The organism is Leuconostoc sp. BM2 (genome assembly GCF_002095565.1).
GTDB classification, from domain to species: domain Bacteria; phylum Bacillota; class Bacilli; order Lactobacillales; family Lactobacillaceae; genus Leuconostoc; species Leuconostoc falkenbergense.
On record NZ_MOWQ01000033.1, the window covers coordinates 1 to 19,674 of the forward strand.

Genomic DNA, 19,674 nt, shown 5'->3' on the forward strand with positions numbered 1-19,674 from the left:
AATTATTACAACAATCACCGGATCAAACAAAAACTCAATGGTTTGTCGCCGGTTCAATATCGACAACTCACCACTGAGTCTGTTAGTTAATTAATTTTATTTTGTCCAACTATTGGGGTTCACTTCACACATTGGGTATGATTATTGGTACCTTTAAAGGACTTGTTAATAAAGAAAAGAATGATTATATTAGTTCTCGAGTACCATACATGTTAATTTCTGGAATCTTAGTATCGCTTCTTTCAGCTGCTACAGCCGGACTGTTCATTTGGTAAACATCATAAGGGGATAAATCATGATACCGATTATTTTAGATATGGACCCTGGCATTGATGATGCAGTGGCATTGTCAATTGCCTTAACTAATCCTAATTTTGACATTAAGCTGTTGACTAGTGTGGCTGGCAATGTCAGTGTTGATAAAACAACTGCTAATTTACTCAAGCTAACCACATTCTTTAATCGACAAGAAGTACCTGTTGCCAAAGGTGCATCAAAGCCTCTCAAGAAGGCGTTTGTTGATGCTTCGTATATCCATGGTGCTTCAGGTATGCCAGGTTATGATTTCGAAACACCAAAAAATCTGGCGATTGCACAAGATGCAGTGAGTGCAATGGCTGAGACGTTAATGGCTTCCGTAGAGCCGATCACTGTCGTGGCGACGGGATCTTACACTAATATTGCACAGCTCATCCAACAATATCCAGAAGCTTTATCACATATTAAACGCTTCGTGCTGATGGGTGGCTCATTATCTGGTGGTAACGTGTCTTCAGTGGCTGAATTTAACGTCTTTACTGACCCTGATGCGGCTGATATTGTCTTTAAAAGTGGTATCGACATTGTGATGATTGGTTTAGATGTTACGTTAAAAGCACTACTGTCTTTGCAAACGATTGACGATGTTGCTAAACTTGGTGAATCCGGCAAAATGTTACATCAGTTGATGACTGCTTATGGTGATACTGAAGCCGATGGTAAACCAATGCATGATGTGAATACAATTTGCTACTTATTGGCACCAGAATTTTACACGTTGACAGATTATTGGGTTGATGTCATTACTCAAGGGCCCGCGGCAGGTGCTACTGTGGCTGACACGCAAAATCGCTGGTCGCAAGGTAGAAAAAATGTCCATGTTGCAACGGACATTGATGCAGCAGCTTTTGAAAAATGGTTTGTTGCGCAAATTCCAAATATGAATAAACAACTAGAAGGAGAAGAATGACATGGCTTCTGTCAAAATGATTTTAGATTTAGACACAGGTGTTGATGACGCGTTAGCATTGGCATGGGCTGTCTGTGATCCGCGTACTGACCTGATTGGTGTGATCGCGTCTTATGGTAATACATTAGTTGAAACAGCCGCACAAAATACATTGGATTTGTTACATTTATTAGGTGCAGACAATGTGCCAGTATTTTTGGGCGAATCTCATTCTTCAACAACACAAAGTTTTGATGTGATGCCGATTTCTAAAGCAATTCACGGTGATAATGGTGTTGGCAATATTGATATAACACGTTCACCACGACAAGTTGAAACAACGAGTGGAATAGACTTTCTGATCAAAATGGCGCACCAATATCAAGATGAACTAGTTTATGTACCGACTGGTCCATTGACTAATTTGTCAAAAGCGTTGACAATCGATCCAGAAATTGCTCACCTAATTGGTAACACAACCTTAATGGGTGGTGCGCTGACAGTGCCAGGAAATGTGACGCCATTTACTGAAGCTAATATTCATCAGGATCCAGAAGCTGCAGATCATGTGTTTAGAGAGCAAAAACGTTTGACAATGGTTGGCCTAGATGTAACCTTACGGACATTGTTGACGAAAAAGCACACTCAAAAATGGCGTGATTTGGGCACTAAAGCAGGTATAATATATGCTGATTTGATGGATTATTACATTGAAGCTTATGATCAACTTGGCATTGACCATCGTGGTGCTGCTTTACATGATCCACTCGCTGTGGCGGTCGCGATTGATCCTAGCTATGTCTTGACTATTCCATTGAATATGAGGGTGACATACGATCAAGAATCAGGTGATTACGGTCGCACAATCGGTGATCGAGAGCGTTTGCTTGAAGACACAACAACGCAAGTGGCAGTTGGTGTCAAGACTGAACGTTTTGTCAGAGACTTCATGGACTTTATGATTGCTGTTTTAAATGATTAAAACCTTTTCAAGTACGGACCCGTCCGTACTTTTTTATTGCGTTCGTTTCGACTAGCACGCCAGCTAAAGAAGTATCAAAAACAGGGAATTGTAACGGTTATGCTATAATTAAAAATGAATATTGATAACGTAATTTTTTAAGGGTGGTAGAGAGAAGATGTCGCATATCATAGGAGACACGGTTTTTGTTGGTATTATTGCTGGTTTACTATCTGGCATGGTGAAAATTGGTTGGGAAGCAATTTTGCCACCTAGAAGTCAAGCTAGAGATGAGACTAATCCACCCCAACAGCTCTTACAACAACTTGGGTTTTCTAAAGCGTTTACGCATGCTTATTGGACCTATGCCACAAATCAACGGATATACTTTGTGGCGTTGTTCATGCATTTTGGGTTTTCGATTACATTTGCTGCGCTGTTTACTTTTTTACAGGCGTTTAATCATGTTGTCACGATTGGGCAGGGAACAGTATATGGGATTGTCGTTTGGTTCATTTTTCATATTGTGCTACTGCCACTACTAAAAACGATTCCGTCACCTGCAAAGCAACCATTTGCAGAGCACTTTTCAGAATTTTTTGGACATATCGTCTGGGGATGGAGTATTTATTTGGTGATGGTGGCATTGATAGGTTAAGTTCATGTGATTGATAACGCTCAAGTGCCAATGGCTGGCATTTTACAAAAACGTGATGAATTTAAAGCAATCGCGTTTTTTATTTGTTGTTTGGAAAACCATGTTACATTGTGCACTAGCAGAGTGAGTGGTAATCTAGAGTATGTTATTGCCTGTTAAAATAGTTATAAAAGTGAGAGATAAAATGGATACTAGTGCCATGAAGAAGAATAGTGGATCATCATCGACAACACGAGAGAATATATCATTAACGATTGCTACCGTTATATTGGGTGTGATTGTTGGATTTAGCGCGATATGTTTAAGTCTATTACTAGAATTTGTCGAAAAAATATTTCTAAATTATTTGGAAACAGCACAATCACCAGTGCCAACGGCTGGCCCTTTGCACAGGCTTCTGTCTGTCACAGTTGGTGGCCTTTTGGTGGCTATTGTGTGGTACTTTTTGAGAAATAAAACGCAACCAACTGTTGGCATTAAAAAAGCGTTGGATGGTCAAAAAATGCCAGTATTACAAACAATTGTCCATGTTTGCACGCAAATTGTTTATGTTGGTACCGGTGGATCAATTGGCCGAGAGTTAGCGCCTCGTGAAGCAGGTGCTATGCTTGCCCAAACTTGGATACGTTTCCAATCACGTTTGGGACTGGCAGATTTAACTGATGATGATCGTCGTTTATTGATAGCAGCGGCAGCTGGTGCTGGTTTTGCCGGTATTTATATTGCCCCTATCACAGGTATGCTATTCTGTGTTGAAATATTGTTAAAAAAATTATCATTGCGCAACGTGTTAGTGAGTCTGACGATGTCAATGATAGCCATGTTAATGGGATCTTTAATAAAAGGATTTCACCCGTACTATTTAGTTGGGGATGCGCATTTTTCGATGATCAGTTTGATTTTAGTTATTATTATTGCACCATTCACGGGATTTGCTGGTGCGCTATTCCGTGTGATCTGTCAATGGGCTGAAAAAAATCAAGTTAAGAAATCGCCAATTTTGTGGCAGTTGCCTTTGGTAGCTTTCTTAACTGGTGTGGTCGCGTATTTCTTTCCGGAAATCATGGGCAACGGCCGGGCACTTGCACAGACGGCAATGTGGACAAAAAGCTCACAACTTCTGTGGCTTTTGATTGCTGTTGGTATTTTAAAAGCTGTTGTGACAGTGTTGATAATCCGTTTTGGTGCAGCTGGTGGTACATTAACACCAGCCATTGCCATCGGTGCAGCGATGGGCGCAATTATCGGTATCGGTTTATCACAGATATGGCCTAATCTTGTGATTTGGCAGTGCGCTGTTTTAGGCGCCGTAACTTTGTTATCAGCATCCCAACAAGCACCTTTCATGGCAATGTTCATGATTCTTGAAATTTGTCACCTCAATTACTCAGTGTTCTGGCCAATGGCAATTGGAGTGGCAATTGCAATGGTAATTTCTCGTCAAACATTAAAAAAATACAACACCAAAGTTCAATTCAAAACAGTACCAGTTCCTAAATGAAAGGGGATTTGACTATGAACAGTAAAAAAATATCACGTCAAACAATTATAATCGTGAGTATCATTTTTATCTTTAATGTTGTTGCGCAATGTCTAATTAATTGGGTACAAGGTTATCAGCCTAAAACCTATCAAATACCGACCAATGATTTGACAATGTTACTTAACTATATTGGTGACTATTGGGTTAATTATGCTATCACCGTTGTGGTCTATCTATTCCTGTGGTTTGCGTATGTTGGGTTGTGTTTGGGTGCGTTCTTGTGGCTTTGGGAAAACATCACATGGTCACAATTTTGCTCTGGTTTGTTAAAGGGACGCGTTCATTTATATGCTGCATTGTTGTTAATTTTGACAATTCCTTTAAATCAATTTGGCTTTAAATTCCCGTTGTCTTATTACTTGACTATTCCTAAAACTTTTCTTGATAGTTTGAATAGTCAGTTGGCGTTGGCTATTGGTGTTGTGGTGTACATACTCTATTTTCTGTTGGTTGTGAAAATGAGATTTTTGATTCACCAAACAGTCATTAGTCATGATCGTGTTGGATTGAGCTTTAAAAATAGTTGGCGTCGCAGTCAGTTTAATTTGAAGTTTTATCGCGATTTATTGTTGGTTGTAATCGTTCTTGTCATTAGTTTGTTTGGGAGCATTTATGCTCAACATTTATTGGATTCATACACGTCGGTCGCGATAAGGCACGTTGGTGCTAATGTATTGATTGTGGTGATGACAGGCATTTTTTATGTCATTACCGCAAAATTTGTTAACCTACTAGCTGATTATGCCCAACCCAATCATTCAAAACGGCCAAATCAGGCATGGCATTGGGCAAACCTATTAATTTTGTGTGTGGTTAGCATTTTGAGCGTTTGGTTATCTGGTAAATGGATAGATCAACCGAGTGGTCGTTACTTAGTGATTGCTCACAAAGGTATTAGTAGCCTAAATCAAACACCAAATGTCGTTGAAAACTTGAAAAAAGTAAGTGCAACTAAACCAGATTACGTTGAAATGGACATTCAGCCAACAAAAGATGATGTTTATGTTTTGAGTCATAATACAAAAGTTACGACTACAAGTGGTAAGTCTTACAAAATTAATCAGACAAAATGGTCAACTTTAAAGTCCTTGAAAATAAAAGAAGCAGGGCATATATTCAAGCTGTCGTCGTTTGAAGATTATCTTAAAACAGCCAATTTGTATCATCAGAAATTACTAATTGAGTTGAAAATTAATGACACAATTACCAATGAGCAATTGCAAAAATTTGAGACGCAGTATGGTCCATTAATTCAAAAGAATCATTCAGAAATTCAATCGTTAAATCAGAACGCCCTAAAAAGAGCAAGCCGCTATTTGAAAGTCAGGACTGGATTGTTATCACCAGTTAAGAATACGATTGATAGCACAAAAACGAATCAATTTTATGCGATTGAATATTCAGCTGTTGACCAAACGGTTGTGCGCACGATTAATCAACACAAAAAAGATTTATATGTTTGGACAGTAAATGATTCAGCGGATGTTGCCAGTGCTTATGTGATGGGCGTTCGCGGTTTCATCACTGATCATCCAAAACAGGTGCGGCAGCAGTTAAAACAATTGGTGAAGCAGCCGACGTATAGTGATGCATTGCGCGGTATATTATTCTTTCAAAAGTCAGCGATTTAAAAAGCAGGTATCACTCATGTAACAATGAGTGATACCTGCTTTGATTTTCTAATCTAAAACATCATGAATAGTGATAATACCGACAACTTCTTCATTATCATCAAGGACAACTAAGTTGGAAATATTATGTGCAGCCATTTTCTTCCAAGCAGCGCCATTGCGGGCTTCTTGGTTAATGCTGATAAATCCTTCTGTCATATAATCTTTGGCAGTGGAGTTTTTGACTTGGCTAATATTCAAAAACTTTTTACGAATATCACCATCGGTAACAATACCAATAACTTTTTCATCATCATTTTTAACAAGTGTCATGCCAACGGCAAAATCACTGATACGATAAATAACATCATTGATTGGCGTTGTGGTATGCACATAAGGAATTTTTGTGTGCATGGCATTTTTAACATTTTGTAATAACAACTTACCAATGGAGCCACCGGGGTGATACAAGGCGAAGTTTTCTCGTTTGAATGATTTTTCTTTTTCAATCGCAATTAACAAAGCATCGCCCATAACTAGTGTTGCCGTCGTTGAGCTTGTCGGCGCTAATTTAGTAGGGTCTGCTTCTTCAGCGACATCAACTTTTAAAAGTAAATCGGTGCTATTAGCTAATGACGAATCTTCTGAACCAGTGATGGCCACAGTTTTGAGCTTATTGTGGTGAATCACTTGCAAAGCAATTAGTGTTTGAATGACTTCTTGAGTTTCGCCACTATTAGAAATGAAAATGGCTAAATCGTCACTGGCAACGCGACCAAGATCACCGTGATAGGCTGTACCAGCATCAATGTAAAAACTTGGAACGCCGACAGATGAAAAAGAGGCTGCAATTTTGTCAGCAATAATACCAGATTTACCAATCGCAATAAAAATGAGACGTCCCTTGGTCTGTAAAATCGCTGCCACTACGCTATCAAAATTCGTGTCTAAAGTATCTCGGACTGATTTCAACGCGTCAATTTCAGTGTTGAACGTGTGCTTTGCATCATCAAAGTAAGTCGTCATGGGCATACACCGCCTTCATTTCAAGATGTTCGTGAAATAACCGATTCGCATTTTCAAGAATAGGACGAATTTTTGACAAGTATAATTGACTATCTTGGTCGGAAATTGCCTTTGGCGGATTTGGGTGGACTTCAGCAAAAATGCCATCAATACCAATGGCTAGTGCCGCGCGCATCAGAGGAAAGGCATAATCACGATTGCCACCTGAATGATTACCATAACCACTTGGCACTTGAACAGAATGGGTCGCGTCAAAAATGACGGGATAGCCTGTTTCGCGCATCTGAATAAGACTTGTCATATCGACAACAAGTTGATGATAGCCGAACATAGTGCCGCGTTCAGTTACCAAAATATGTGGATTGCTTGTCGCTACTTTATCCACAGCTGTTTGAATATCTTCTGGTGCCATAAACTGCGCTTTTTTAATATTGACAACGCGACCAGTTTTTCCAGCTGCTAACAGCAGGTCAGTTTGTCGGCTTAGGTAAGCGGGAATTTGTAACACGTCTGCGACTTCAGCCACCGGTTCACATTGGTAAGGTTCATGAACGTCAGTGACAATTGGAACATGATAGTTCTCTTTAATTTTGGCTAAAACTTTCAGGCCCGATGCCATACCGGCGCCTCGTTCTGAATCAATAGAGCTACGATTGGCTTTATCAAAGGATGATTTGAAAACGTAATTTATCCCAAGTTCATCAGTAATTTGTTTTAGCGTCTCAGCTACTTCAGCACATGTTTCATATGATTCAATGGCACATGGACCGGCGAGGAGTGTGAGGCGATCGTTTTTAAAGCCGTAATCTTGAAATACATCACTAATTTGTGGCATAATTTTCTGTCTCCTAACTTTAATCAAATTCTTGTTGGGTGTTTGCTATTAATTTATGAGTCTGGGGTAGCCTTATCCATACTTAATTAATATTACGGATATTATAGCATGAGTTTGTGAAAAGCATGTCCAAAAACGATTGGTTTCTAATGACAATCTAACATTTTCGTTTCAAATAGTGTGAGCATAATATTTGCAATAAAATATTATATTTGTTATTCTTAAGGCATTAACCAAGGGGTTTGATTGACATTTCTTAGAAAGTTAGTCGCGCCTTTTGGTATTAAATAATGAGAAAGAGGGATATAGAAATGGGATTAATTTGGACACTAATTGTTGGTGCAATCATTGGTGCAGTAGCTGGTGCTATCACTAGTCGTGGCGCAGCAATGGGTTGGATCAGTAATATTATTGCTGGTTTAATTGGCTCATGGTTGGGTGAAAGTTTGCTGGGTTCTTGGGGACCAAGATTGGCCGGCATGGCACTAATTCCATCAATCATTGGCGCTGTTATTCTAGTGCTAATTGTTTCATGGTTAGTTGGCAGAGCTAATAAATAAGGTAAAACTTTCTAAACCATGATAAAAGAGACTTTTTAGGAAAAGTCTCTTTTTTTGTTTATCAGCAATTACGCAAGCAAAATAATAAGCAATTTTGATTTCAAAGCGTATCATATATTATAAAGATTATTATGTTTTAGATGAGAGAGTAACAAATGTAGTTAAAGTTAATTTTATATGAAAAAAGGGGAGAGGATGAAATCACATACTAAATATATTGGTGCAGTTATTGCTGCAATTTTGGTCGTTATAATGGTCAGCATTGGCGTGTATGCTTACAGCCAATCACACACGATACAAAAATCGCAATCAGCACACCAATCAAGCAAATCAACGTCAACAAGCCATCATTCTCAATCATCAACTAGCACTGAGAGTTCAAGTACAACATCATCAAGCAGTAATAGCGCAAGTTCTAGTAGTTCAAGTAGTGCCGAAAGCAGTAGTATCGTGACAAATTGGGCATCACTGGATTTAACGCACCAAATTGCGATTTTGATACAAGCTGCATTTGCTGGTCAAAATGGCAAGCCAAATACCCAATTTGATTTCACACAAAACTACTGGGCAATGACGGGCAGTGTAAATGACGGCGAAATTCAGCGTTATGTACCACAAACAGACAGTTTTGCTGGGATATCGGATATTTTGTCAGCAAAAATTAATATCAATGGCGACCAAATCCAAGTTACCAGACCAATTTCAGAACCATTTACAACATCTTTAAACACATCTGTTGCGACTTACTACGATGAACAACACCGTTCTGTCACGGACCAAATCGCCCAGCGAGTCGTGACACCAGCCAGACTCCAAGCCATTCGTGAAGGAAAATAAAGCGTCGGGAGAGCATATTTTTTGCATTGGTTAATAAACGGAAGTATAATAATCGTAATGTTAGTAATACCAAAATTCCATTCCTAGGAGGATTCAGTATGGCAAAAGTAAAAAAGAGTACAGGATTTTGGAGTAAATTATCAATTTTGTTGGCTGTTGGTCAACTGTTATTCAGCCTTTATCATGAAATTAAGCAATCGCGCACAAAGTCGTAAACACTACCTAAGGTGCCGTGCAAACACATTTTTTATAAAAGGAGACTCACAATGTTGAAATCTATCTTGAAGTTCATGCTTGCTTCCACGCTGATTGTCAGTGGCTTGATTGTTGGCGGTACAATTTTTGCCGCCAAGGGAATTGATGAGTTAGGTGATGAATTAGAAGACAAAATACATGGTTGATTTTGATACTATAAAATTTTAATAGTGATAGCCGTTAATGATTGTGGCTATTGCTATTTTTTAATTGAAAAGAGGGGTTTGTATGGATGCAGCGTTTTTATCACATCTTAATTTGGGAACAATTTCAAAAGTCACACCTGTTGGGGGCGGTGATATCAATCAAGCGTTTCGTTTAGAAAGCAGTACGGGGCCAGTATTTTTGCTACTGCAACCGGATCATAAAAAAGAATTCTTTACTCATGAAGTCAATGGCCTAGCATGTTTAGCACCTTTTGTTAAAACGCCACAAGTCCTGCGGATAGGAGAGTGGGGTAATAATGCTTATCTCGTTTTGTCTTATTTAGCGCATCAATCGCAAGGGGATGCTTTTGCATTAGGCACTGCTTTGGCGAGAATACATCAGCAAGCTAGTCCTCAAGGCCAATTTGGATTTGATGAATCATTCACAATGGGGACTTACACAGCTGATAATTCTTGGCAAAAAAGTTGGCCAACATTTTTTGTGCAGCAACGTTTATTGCCATTGCGAACAATGATTCGAGATCAAGGCTTGTGGTCAGAAGAGTTAGATTTATCATTTCAAGCAGCTATCAAGCAGTTTGAACGTTTGATGATGGATTATCAAGCGCAACCCTCACTATTACACGGCGATCTTTGGTCAGGAAATTATATGTTTGGGTTAAATGGTGAACCCATTCTAATTGATCCCGCAGTATTTTATGGTGATCGTGAATTTGATATTGGGATTACAACCGTTTTTGGTGGCTTTTCCGATGCGTTTTACCGTGGTTATCAAGCAACTTACCCATTGACTTCGGGATATGAAAGACGCATATTGTTTTATCAACTGTATTATCTGATGTTCCATCTGTCACAGTTTGGTGCCGGATACTTGGCACAAGTACAACAAAAATTAGTCAGTATCAATCAACAATCTGACTAGTGAGCGCCTATCATTTAGTTTGACTTATCTAATGCTATAATGACGTTAATAAAAAATATGATTGAAGGAGAAATTATGGCTAATATATACCAGTTTCAAGCGATCAAAGAAAATGGGGAAACATACTCATTAGACAGTTTGAAAGGGCGCCCCGTTATCATTGTTAATACGGCTACAAAATGTGGTTATGCCCCGCAGTTTGAAGAATTAGAATCGCTTTATAAAACATATCAAGACCAAGGTTTAGTCGTTTTGGGCTTTCCGTCTAATCAATTCAAACAGGAAGTGGACTCGAGTCATGAAGCCGCTGAAGCGTGTCGCTTGACATACGGCGTGACGTTTCCCATGCATCACTTGATTTCTGTTAACGGCAAAAATACCGATCCATTGTTTAAGTACTTAAAGTACAACACGAAAGGTACTTTTGGATCGGCGATTAAATGGAATTTCACCAAATTTCTGGTTAATCAAAAAGGTGAAGTGGTTGAACGTTTTGCACCAAACACTTCACCTAAAGAAATGATTCCTGATATTGAAAAATTGCTTGGTGCTTAATTTTTATTTTGTGGTCAATCAGCGTTGGGTTGAAAGTGTAACGTCAAGTAAGTACTTTGTCTTAGTTGTTTCACCAGCAATTCTTTTCTCAAGAACTTCAATAGCGACACTTGCCAACTGTTCGATTGGTTGCACAATGGTTGGCATGTTTGGAAAAATAGCTTGAATGAGTCGTGTGCCATCAAAACCTACTACGATAGGTTTTGATGGTATTTTTGATACTAAGGGTAGCATTTGCGTTGCTTCAACATCATTACTTGCAAAAATAGCATCAACGTCGTTATGCTGTTGCAGCATTTTGGTGAAATTGGCTGTTTTTTGTGCATAGCTCATTTCAAAATCAATTTGCCATGTAATGGGTATTAAGTGGTGCTTTGCCATGGTATCCAAATAACCTTGATGTCGTTGGTCACTTGGCATATTGTTGGAAAACGGATCTGTGGTATGAATAATTTTCTTTGCGCCTTGTTTAATCAGAAATTCCGTTGCTAACACACCACCTTGATAATTATTCACGGCAATCGTAGAAATTTCATCATTAAGAATGCGTTCAATTGAGACAATTGGTAAGCCGTGGTATTTATTGTAAGTTTGAATATTAAAGTTATGCGTTCCAACAATTAAACCATCAACTTGACGGGAGAGTAATTGTTTTAAATAATGCTCTTCTTTTTTGGCGTCCTGTGTTGCGTCGCCGACAATGACTGTATAGCCCTTTTGATATAATTTCTTTTCCAGCGTTTCGACGAGTTCGCAAAAAAAAGGGTTAGCAATTGACGGGAAAAGCAGACCAACGATATTTGTTTTTTTCTTTTGCAATTGTTGCGCTGCTGCATTCGGTTGATAGTTCAGTTCAGCCATAGCGTCGTGTACTTTATCAATTGTGGCTTGGCTCAAATAGCCGCGTTTATTGATAACACGAGAGACTGTCGTTTTTGATACACCGGCAATTTCAGCAACATCTTCTAATTTGTAATTCATCACATCACCTAAACAAAATAAAAATGCTTATCCTAATTTGATAAGCATTATAAAACTAATTATAAGTATACTACAAGTGATGATAAACTTTGATAATGTTGCTGGGAGAATGTTGTTTAGTTTGTTTCGAGTTGATAGGTTGTGAACTGACCTAACAAATTCTTGCCGTCAATTTTGATTGTAGGTGCCTCATCAGTATAGAATCGTTCTGTGAATACTTTTTCACCGTTTTGAACGAATATTTCAACGACACTTTTATCAATATATAAGGAAAGTGTTATTTCTGATGATTGTGCAATTGTTGCAAACCGATCATCTTGAGGATGATCCTGATGTGTTAATCGGAATTGCTGGTTGGCATTATCAAAATTGAGCGTGATAATGTCTTGTTGTCGGTTATTTTGGAAGTGTAAGATAAAATCTTGGGCTGTGAGATTGAGCTGAACTTCAACAGTTGCTGAATGACCATTTAATACCGTTTGTACTGATGACAAACTGCCGCTGCTTAGTACTTGTCCACGTAAAGAGCGTACTTCGGCGACTGGACGCATCAATAAACGGTCATTGGCTAGGATAAGTTCGCGAGGTAATGTGAGCATACATGCCCAGCCATCTGCTTTTTCAGGAAATGCACTTTCCCACATATCCGCCCAGCCAATAACAATTCGGCGACCGTCCGGCGCCAAAAGGGTTTGTGAGGCGTAAAAGTCATGACCATTATCTAATTCTTGAAACTCGCCACGGTCAAATTGATTTTTGGTGTAGTCATAATGGCCTACAAAGTAACCTGTTTGATAGAGATTACGGAATTTTTGTGGCTGAGTTTCAATTTTCATAGGTGAAGTAAGTAGGATATGACGACCATTGAGAGTGAAAAAATCAGGGCATTCCCACATGTCACCTTCGGTTGCGACAGCTCGTGATGTGTTGAGTTCACCTAGATATTGCCAATCAAAGAGATTTTCGGATTGATAGATTAAGGCACGACCGAGGCCATCTTGTGATTGATTGCCTAAAATGACATAATAATTGCCATCATATTCCCAAATTTTAGGATCACGGAAGTGATGGGTGCTATCAGACGGCGCTTCTGCAATAATAGGGTTGTGCTCATACTTTGTAAAATGAACACCGTCATCGCTATAAGCTAGATTTTGATTTTGCCAAAAATGTTCGGGATCATTGTCGCCGTAGTAATGATGACCCGTATAAATCAGCCAAAGACGACCATCTTTGACAATGGCGCTTCCCGAAAATACGCCGTCTGTATCTTCATCATCACCAGGGGTTAATGCAATTGGTAAGTCTTCCCAGTGCATTAAATCACTGCTTCGTGCGTGCCCCCAATGCATTGGTCCCCATTCAGGTTTGTAGGGATAGTTTTGATAGAAAATATGATAATAGTCTTGAAAGTATACAAAACCATTAGGGTCATTCATCCAGCCATAGGTTGGTGCTAAATGAAATTCAGGACGATAGCGATCATTGGTCACCGTTGAGAAATTTTTTTCGAGTGTGTGTGACATATTGTCTCCTTAAAGTATGTTTTGGATGTTGCGGCGTTACGACTTAGCCAAAGGGGTTCCGTCGACGTGTTGTGTATCTTTTTTGAGAATGAAGAACGCGTAAACACCAGCAATCAAGACAATGACAGCAATGACATGGAATGTATTTTGATAGCCTACACGATCTCTGAGAATGCCCAATGGTGTTGATAAAATAACCTGCCCAATTTGGGCTGCAATCTGGAAACCAATCATATATAGAGAAGCCGAAAGTTTGGTGTTGAAGTGAAGGGTAAAGTATCTGAAAATTGATAACGTAAACATAGGTACTTCCAGAGAGTGCAGCATTTTAATGGCGGAAACGGCGTATGGATTGGCGTTAAATCCGCAAAGGCCAATTCGCAAGAACATAATAGCGACACCAATCATGAGTGTCCGTTTGACACCAACTTTTTGCATCACAATTGGTACGATACCTAACATTAGCGCTTCAAAGAATACTTGAATACTGTTGAGCGTGCCGTATGTCTGTTGGCCAACTGCTACACTTGAGAATAACTTTGTATAGAAATCAGGAAACATTTGTGAATCAAAAATATTATAAAAAGTCCAAGTGAACATGATGAAAATAATCACCTGCCATAATTCAGACATTTTTAAAAGACGTAACATATCTGACAGCTTTGGTACTGAATCTTCGCGGGCTAACGTTTTGACAGCATGATTGGCATCACGCTCTTCTTTTGGCACCCAGAATATAAGAACCAATAATAGTAGCACACCAAATAATGAACCAAACCAGAAATTTAAATGAGGGTTAATCACAAACAAAACACCGGCAAGTAGGGCCACAATAGCGTATCCGAATGATCCCCAAGCACGAGCTTGACCATATTCAAATGAGAATACACGACTAAATCGTTCTGTGACCGCTTCTAGTATGCCAACTGCCGATAAAAAACCTGTCGATAGCACGATAGCACCGACCCACATACCGATAGCAAAATGATTGACGAGGAGAGGGGCGTAGACCCAAATAAAAAATGGACCAATTAGCGTAGATATAACAGCGTTAAAAATAAGTAAGTGTCGCTTGATGAATAGTTTGTCTTGAATTGTGCCATAAACAAACATCAAAATTAAACTGATCAATGAATTGGCGGAAAAAATAGTGCCAACTTGACTTCCAGATAGGCCCAGACCATTTGTGTCGGAAGTCAACCATAGTTGGTAGAAGCTCCACCAAATACCCCATGACGCAAAGAACAGCAACATGCTAGTTGAACTTTGTAAATAAGACGCGTTTTTAAAGGTGCGCGTGCCTTTTTGATTATGATTCATTAGCTGATCCATTAACCTTTATTAAAATGGCGTTCCAAAATGTAAACGTTTACATAAGTGATTATAATTTCAATTTTTTAGTATGTCAACCGATTGGCAGTTTTATTTTTTGAATGTTTGTTTTTTGATATATTACAAATAAAATAAAGAGCTTGCATATTCTTCCTTTCGGCTATATAATTTATCCATAGATAAAAAAAGGAAACGGGAAAGTTCATGAAATTTTGGAAAAGTACGGAGTGGCAACGTGTTCGAAAAATACGCGGTTTGCCATTATTACTAATTGGAATTGCACTCATTCCAAGCCTTTATGCGGTTATCTTTTTGTCATCATTGTGGGACGCGTATGGTAATGTCAACAAGTTACCAGTGGCAATTGTCAACCAAGATCGCGCTGCAAAGATTAACGGTAAGACGCAACATTTAGGAAATAACCTCACCAAAAATTTGGTAGATGGTAAGCAACTAAAAATTATTAAAACCACTAAATCTCAAGCCGCATCAGGCTTGAAAAGTGGTAAATATTACATGACCATCACAATTCCTAGTGACTTCACTGAGAATTCTGGCACACTTTTGAGTAGTAATCCTGTGCAACCAGAAATCAAAATTGCTCACAACACAGGTCAAGGATTTATTGCTGAAAAAATGACAACATCAGCAGCCGAGAAATTACAAACCAAAGTGTCACAGTCGTTACAAAAAGTGTATAGTCAAACACTTGTAACCGCTACGACTGCTTCCAAGGGTGGTTTTAATACTGGTTCTGAGGGTGCAAGTAAATTGAGTAGTGGTATCTCCCAATTGCAAGATGGCACAAAGCAATTACAAACAGGAACGACCGCATTGCAAAGCGGTTCTGCCCAACTTGTAACTGGTTTGTCGCAGTACACAAGCGGTGTCTCATCAGCTAATTCTGGTTCTGCCCAGTTAGTGGCAGGTGCGCAACAACTCGCCACACAACTTCAAAAAGTCAGTGATGAAATTAATGCAAAGCAACAAGCAAAGGCATCTGATTTGGCAAAGTTGGATGCTGGTTTGACGGAGCTGACGCAGGGATTAGGAAAACTGAGTGGAAGTGGATCTGGATCAAATAGTGAAAGTGATCAAAATGCAAAAAGTTTGATTGATAGCTTGTCAGGATCAAAAACGGACTTCGAAACACTAGAAAAACTAGTTAACAGTGATCCACAGTTAAAAAGCAATACAGACATACAAAACGCTCTAACTGATTTAGGCAAAAACTTAGGTAAAAGTAGCACAGCTGCAATTAATTTACAATCCTCTATTACTGCCCAAATGGAAACTCTAAATTCTAAGTTAAGCGATTTAAAATCAGGAGCAGGCGCTGTTGAACAAGCGCAACAAGCCATCAAAACCCTCAATGCGAGTCTAACTGAAGTTAGCAACGGTATCGCTACGCAAGCTGTTCCGGGAGCACAACAATTAGCACAAGGTGCGAGTCAATTGAATGCCGGATTGAGTCAACTAAATGCTAATAGTGGCACCCTTAATCAAGGCGCTTCGCAGCTCAATTCTGGCACCACACAGTTACTAGAAGGTGAAAATTAGGCAATCGTTGCTCTTGGGCAAGCTAACACAGGCGCGCAAACGTTGTCACAAAAATTAGCTGATGGCGCTGTTAAATTATCAAGCATTCATAATCAAAAATCTAATGTGACTGCATTGTCAAAACCAGTTAAAAAAGATAATTCTGATTTATCTAAAGTTGCTAACAATGGTACTGGTATGGCACCATATATGATGTCGGTCGGTCTGTTTGTTGGTATGGTTGCATTTAGTGCGATATTTGATTTCATGACTGTTGGCAAGAAACCGAAAAATGGTTTCCTCTGGTGGGCTGACAAGCAAACAGTTAATGCACCGGTCTGGATTGCGCAAGCACTGTTGATGACGGCATTGCTCTTTATCGTTGACGGTATGAAAACTCAAAAGCCAGTCATGACATTCATAGTAGCTTTGGTAGCATCGTTTGCCTTTAATCAATTTGTGATTTTGTTCAATGTTGCATTTGGCAAACTGGGATCTGGTATAATGTTAATTCTAATGGTTTTGCAATTGAGTGCCAGTGCTGGAACTTATCCAATTGAACTCTCAAATGGCTTCTTTAATGCGATTCACCCATGGATGCCAATGACTTATTCAGTTCACGCGCTACGTGAAACAATTTCAATTGGTGGCAGCGTGGCATTGGATCTAACCGTATTATTGAGCTTGGGTATTGTCTCCATGATTTTAACTTGGGGCGTTTACGAAGTGAAATTAAGGCATAATCAATTATCATTTCCACAATCATCAACTGCGGAATAAATGACTCATAAACCTCATTCGTGGGGCTTTGTACATAAAAAGATGGGAGAAATATCACCATGAAAATGTCTAGTGCTGTTGAGCAAAGTTTAGTTGTATTAGTCATGTTGGGACTACAAAAAGATGGCTTGCCGGTTAAGAGCCACGTTTTGAGTAAGCATCTTGAAGTTTCAGATTCATATTTAAAAAAGACCATGCGAAAATTGGTTGTTGCCAATATTGTGGAAGCAATTGCAAGCAAAGAGGGTGGCTTTCGTTTGGCACGTGCCACAAAGTCAATCACGTTGTTGGACGTTTATGAAGCAATTGAGGGAAAGGACAGTTTTGTTCATTCTACACAGCTAGCTGATAGAGTATTCCCAGCCAAAAAAGCGGTTGAAACAGGTACACAGGAAGTCCTATCAATCATATTTGATGCTGAGCAAGATTTCAAAAAGCGATTGAAGCAGTATTCAATTCTCGACTTGCTGAAGTTGCGCGAAGATGGTAGCGATGGCATTGATTGGCGTAATTACGAACCACAAAATCAAACGGCTTTTGTGTGATGAATTTAAAGTGTAAGAATTTAGGGACCAGCTGGTCCTTTTTTGTTTAGACAGGCTATTATTGACGATAAATTATAATCGTGATAATATGAAACAAAATGAAAACGGTTACATATAATATTTATAAAGATGTAAATAATCATAAAGGTATTGAAAACATGGCATATAATCATGAAAGTATTCAAACAACAAGCGGATTACCGTTTCGTATTTTTAGTTTTAATGAGCAAAATGACGGTCGCTTTATCCCGAAGCATTGGCACCAAAGTGTTGAAATGATATATTGCTTATCTGGTCAGTTGAAAGTTTGGTTGATTACTGAAGAATATATTTTACAAAAAAATGATTTCATGGTGATTAACACAAATACCGTTCATGCTACGCAGGGGCTCAAAAATAGTCAAGTCATGATTATTCAGTTACCAATACAATTTTTACGTGAGGTGACGTTTGGTAAATATCCAAATGAATTTGTTTTTCAAATTAATAGTACACTTGCAAAAAATGATTATGATGATGTTGTGTTGACCTATTTTAAGCAAATGGCGATATGCAGCCGATATTTAAAAGAAGGGCACAAAACGCACGAGTTATTAATGAATTTACACGTTATGTCTGATATATATGCTTTATTGGCAATTTTATGTGAACATTATGCCGATAAAACCATTGCTGCTAGGAGAAAATTGACTTTTGATCGGACCAGATTGATTAAAGTGATTGATTACTTACATGACAATTTTGTTAATGAGATTACTTTGGCTTCTACCGCAAACGATTTCAATTTTTCCACTAGTTATTTTTCAAAATTTTTTCAAGAAGGAATGGGTACGTCTTTTACAAGTTACCTCCGTTCTATTCGTTTGGATGCTGCTTTTGAAAAAATGATGACGTCTGATTCAGATCTCACAACAATTGCTATTGACTGTGGGTTTGAGAGTTATCGGAATTTTTACAATGCTTTTATTGTAGTTTACCGTGTTGCACCTAGTGAATATCGGAAAATGTCAAAATTAATGTGATGACCAAAATGACAAATATTTACATGTTTTAGGCGATAAAAAAGCAGGTTAGCTAAAGAGAAAGCGCTTACAATGAAATTGTAAAATTAAATAGTCAATTCGAAAGAGAGGCGCATGATGAAATTTAACAAGGAAAAAGTTACGGGTCTATTTGACAATATGTCTCCAACTTTAGACAAAATTGGGAAAAACAAGTATCTGCAAACAATTATGGGCGCCATGATGGCACTTTTACCGCCGATAATTTTGGGATCATTAACGACACTGCTATCGATATATACCAAAGATTTAAATTACAAACCGCTATCTAATATTTTAAATGGTATTGGCACTATTACGATTGGTGCTATGGCACTGTATTTATCATTTTTGATGGCTAAATACCTAGTTCAAAATTTTATGTCTGATCAAGACGATGGTACCGCGGCAGGTATTATATCCCTAATGTCATTTTTAATCATGACGCCGTTAGGTTCTTATACATCTAATCGTGTAGCCGTCACTGCTATTCCGGTAACGTGGCTTTCATCACAAGGTGTTTTTTCAGCGATGGTGATTGGATTAATCGTTGGTCGTTTATATATTTATATTGTGAAACACGGCTGGACAATTAAAATGCCAGCGGGTGTACCGCCAATGGTTTCACAATCGTTTGCAGCTTTAATTCCGGGTATTTTTATAGGTATGGTAGATTGTAAAATTAAACCGAACACTTGAATAAAAAAGCCGCAGCGCCTTTAATGGTAATTGTCTAAAACAACCATAAAGGAACTGCGACTCATGACTAGTTTATCATCTCAAGAACGCACTGTC

At 38.7% G+C, this 19,674-nt stretch carries 19 protein-coding genes and 2 pseudogenes; 16 read left to right on the plus strand and 5 right to left on the minus strand.

Annotated features, from left to right (window positions below):
• The 7 genes and pseudogenes from BMG01_RS11665 to BMG01_RS08405 form a co-directional block, all read left to right on the plus strand.
• Nucleotides 1–90: IS3 family transposase (locus tag BMG01_RS11665; protein WP_143470296.1), on the plus strand; the 90-nt coding region annotated here is incomplete at its 5' end.
• A gap of 38 nt (nucleotides 91–128) precedes the next feature.
• A pseudogene (locus BMG01_RS08380) lies at nucleotides 129–275 on the plus strand (NupC/NupG family nucleoside CNT transporter); the annotation flags it as partial.
• Nucleotides 276–295: 20 nt separating this feature from the next.
• The gene (gene rihC, locus BMG01_RS08385) at nucleotides 296–1,228 is read left to right on the plus strand and encodes a ribonucleoside hydrolase RihC (RefSeq protein WP_004913550.1); all 933 of its coding nucleotides are present in this window, start codon (nucleotides 296–298) and stop codon (nucleotides 1,226–1,228) included.
• Nucleotide 1,229: 1 nt separating this feature from the next.
• Nucleotides 1,230–2,189: a nucleoside hydrolase gene (locus BMG01_RS08390; protein WP_004913548.1), complete on the plus strand. Its 960-nt coding sequence runs from the start codon at nucleotides 1,230–1,232 to the stop codon at nucleotides 2,187–2,189.
• Nucleotides 2,190–2,346: 157 nt separating this feature from the next.
• Nucleotides 2,347–2,826, plus strand: a complete 480-nt coding sequence (locus BMG01_RS08395) for a DUF1440 domain-containing protein (RefSeq protein WP_004913546.1) — start codon at nucleotides 2,347–2,349, stop codon at nucleotides 2,824–2,826.
• 184 nt (nucleotides 2,827–3,010) lie between these two features.
• Nucleotides 3,011–4,327: a chloride channel protein gene (locus BMG01_RS08400; protein ID WP_004913543.1), complete on the plus strand. Its 1,317-nt coding sequence runs from the start codon at nucleotides 3,011–3,013 to the stop codon at nucleotides 4,325–4,327.
• 14 nt (nucleotides 4,328–4,341) lie between these two features.
• Nucleotides 4,342–6,000, plus strand: coding sequence for a glycerophosphodiester phosphodiesterase family protein (locus BMG01_RS08405; RefSeq protein ID WP_004913540.1), 1,659 nt, complete (start codon nucleotides 4,342–4,344; stop codon nucleotides 5,998–6,000).
• A 48-nt stretch (nucleotides 6,001–6,048) separates the two neighbouring features.
• On the opposite strand, the gene BMG01_RS08410 is transcribed toward BMG01_RS08405, so the two are convergent.
• Nucleotides 6,049–7,005 (minus strand): SIS domain-containing protein, encoded by a 957-nt coding sequence (locus BMG01_RS08410; protein ID WP_004913537.1) that lies wholly within the window; start codon nucleotides 7,003–7,005, stop codon nucleotides 6,049–6,051.
• Nucleotides 6,989–7,840 (minus strand): 3-deoxy-8-phosphooctulonate synthase, encoded by an 852-nt coding sequence (kdsA, locus tag BMG01_RS08415; protein WP_004913534.1) that lies wholly within the window; start codon nucleotides 7,838–7,840, stop codon nucleotides 6,989–6,991. Before kdsA ends, BMG01_RS08410 begins: the two co-directional genes overlap by 17 nt.
• Before the next feature lie 311 nt (nucleotides 7,841–8,151).
• On the opposite strand from kdsA, the gene BMG01_RS08420 reads away from it, so the two are divergent.
• The 5 genes from BMG01_RS08420 (at nucleotide 8,152) to BMG01_RS08435 (ending at nucleotide 11,136) form a co-directional block, all read left to right on the plus strand.
• On the plus strand, nucleotides 8,152–8,400 hold the full coding sequence (locus BMG01_RS08420) for a GlsB/YeaQ/YmgE family stress response membrane protein (RefSeq protein ID WP_004913532.1): 249 nt from the start codon (nucleotides 8,152–8,154) through the stop codon (nucleotides 8,398–8,400).
• Nucleotides 8,401–8,595: 195 nt separating this feature from the next.
• On the plus strand, nucleotides 8,596–9,237 hold the full coding sequence (locus tag BMG01_RS08425) for a hypothetical protein (RefSeq protein ID WP_004913530.1): 642 nt from the start codon (nucleotides 8,596–8,598) through the stop codon (nucleotides 9,235–9,237).
• Nucleotides 9,238–9,503: 266 nt separating this feature from the next.
• Complete coding sequence (locus BMG01_RS11590; RefSeq protein WP_004913524.1) at nucleotides 9,504–9,638, plus strand: hypothetical protein; 135 nt, start codon at nucleotides 9,504–9,506, stop codon at nucleotides 9,636–9,638.
• Nucleotides 9,639–9,720: 82 nt separating this feature from the next.
• Nucleotides 9,721–10,581, plus strand: coding sequence for a fructosamine kinase family protein (locus BMG01_RS08430; protein ID WP_004913521.1), 861 nt, complete (start codon nucleotides 9,721–9,723; stop codon nucleotides 10,579–10,581).
• A gap of 75 nt (nucleotides 10,582–10,656) precedes the next feature.
• Nucleotides 10,657–11,136, plus strand: coding sequence for a glutathione peroxidase (locus tag BMG01_RS08435; protein ID WP_004913519.1), 480 nt, complete (start codon nucleotides 10,657–10,659; stop codon nucleotides 11,134–11,136).
• Nucleotides 11,137–11,154: 18 nt separating this feature from the next.
• Here BMG01_RS08435 and BMG01_RS08440 read toward each other — a convergent pair whose 3' ends face one another.
• The 3 genes from BMG01_RS08440 to BMG01_RS08450 all read right to left on the minus strand — a co-directional run bounded on the left by BMG01_RS08440 (nucleotide 11,155) and on the right by BMG01_RS08450 (nucleotide 14,963).
• Complete coding sequence (locus BMG01_RS08440) at nucleotides 11,155–12,117, minus strand: LacI family DNA-binding transcriptional regulator (protein WP_004913516.1); 963 nt, start codon at nucleotides 12,115–12,117, stop codon at nucleotides 11,155–11,157.
• Between the two features lie 116 nt (nucleotides 12,118–12,233).
• Nucleotides 12,234–13,643: a glycoside hydrolase family 32 protein gene (locus BMG01_RS08445; RefSeq protein WP_004913514.1), complete on the minus strand. Its 1,410-nt coding sequence runs from the start codon at nucleotides 13,641–13,643 to the stop codon at nucleotides 12,234–12,236.
• A 36-nt stretch (nucleotides 13,644–13,679) separates the two neighbouring features.
• The gene (locus BMG01_RS08450) at nucleotides 13,680–14,963 is read right to left on the minus strand and encodes an MFS transporter (RefSeq protein WP_004913511.1); all 1,284 of its coding nucleotides are present in this window, start codon (nucleotides 14,961–14,963) and stop codon (nucleotides 13,680–13,682) included.
• A gap of 216 nt (nucleotides 14,964–15,179) precedes the next feature.
• Here BMG01_RS08450 and BMG01_RS08455 point away from each other — a divergent pair.
• The 4 genes and pseudogenes from BMG01_RS08455 to BMG01_RS08470 all read left to right on the plus strand — a co-directional run bounded on the left by BMG01_RS08455 (nucleotide 15,180) and on the right by BMG01_RS08470 (nucleotide 19,578).
• Nucleotides 15,180–17,294 (plus strand): annotated as a pseudogene (locus BMG01_RS08455) (YhgE/Pip family protein).
• A 59-nt stretch (nucleotides 17,295–17,353) separates the two neighbouring features.
• On the plus strand, nucleotides 17,354–17,839 hold the full coding sequence (locus BMG01_RS08460; RefSeq protein WP_004913506.1) for an Rrf2 family transcriptional regulator: 486 nt from the start codon (nucleotides 17,354–17,356) through the stop codon (nucleotides 17,837–17,839).
• 98 nt (nucleotides 17,840–17,937) lie between these two features.
• Complete coding sequence (locus tag BMG01_RS08465) at nucleotides 17,938–18,861, plus strand: AraC family transcriptional regulator (RefSeq protein WP_004913503.1); 924 nt, start codon at nucleotides 17,938–17,940, stop codon at nucleotides 18,859–18,861.
• 114 nt (nucleotides 18,862–18,975) lie between these two features.
• A complete protein-coding gene (locus tag BMG01_RS08470; RefSeq protein ID WP_004913501.1) occupies nucleotides 18,976–19,578 on the plus strand; it encodes a PTS transporter subunit EIIC in 603 nt (200 codons plus the stop codon).
• Nucleotides 19,579–19,674: the final 96 nt, after the last annotated feature.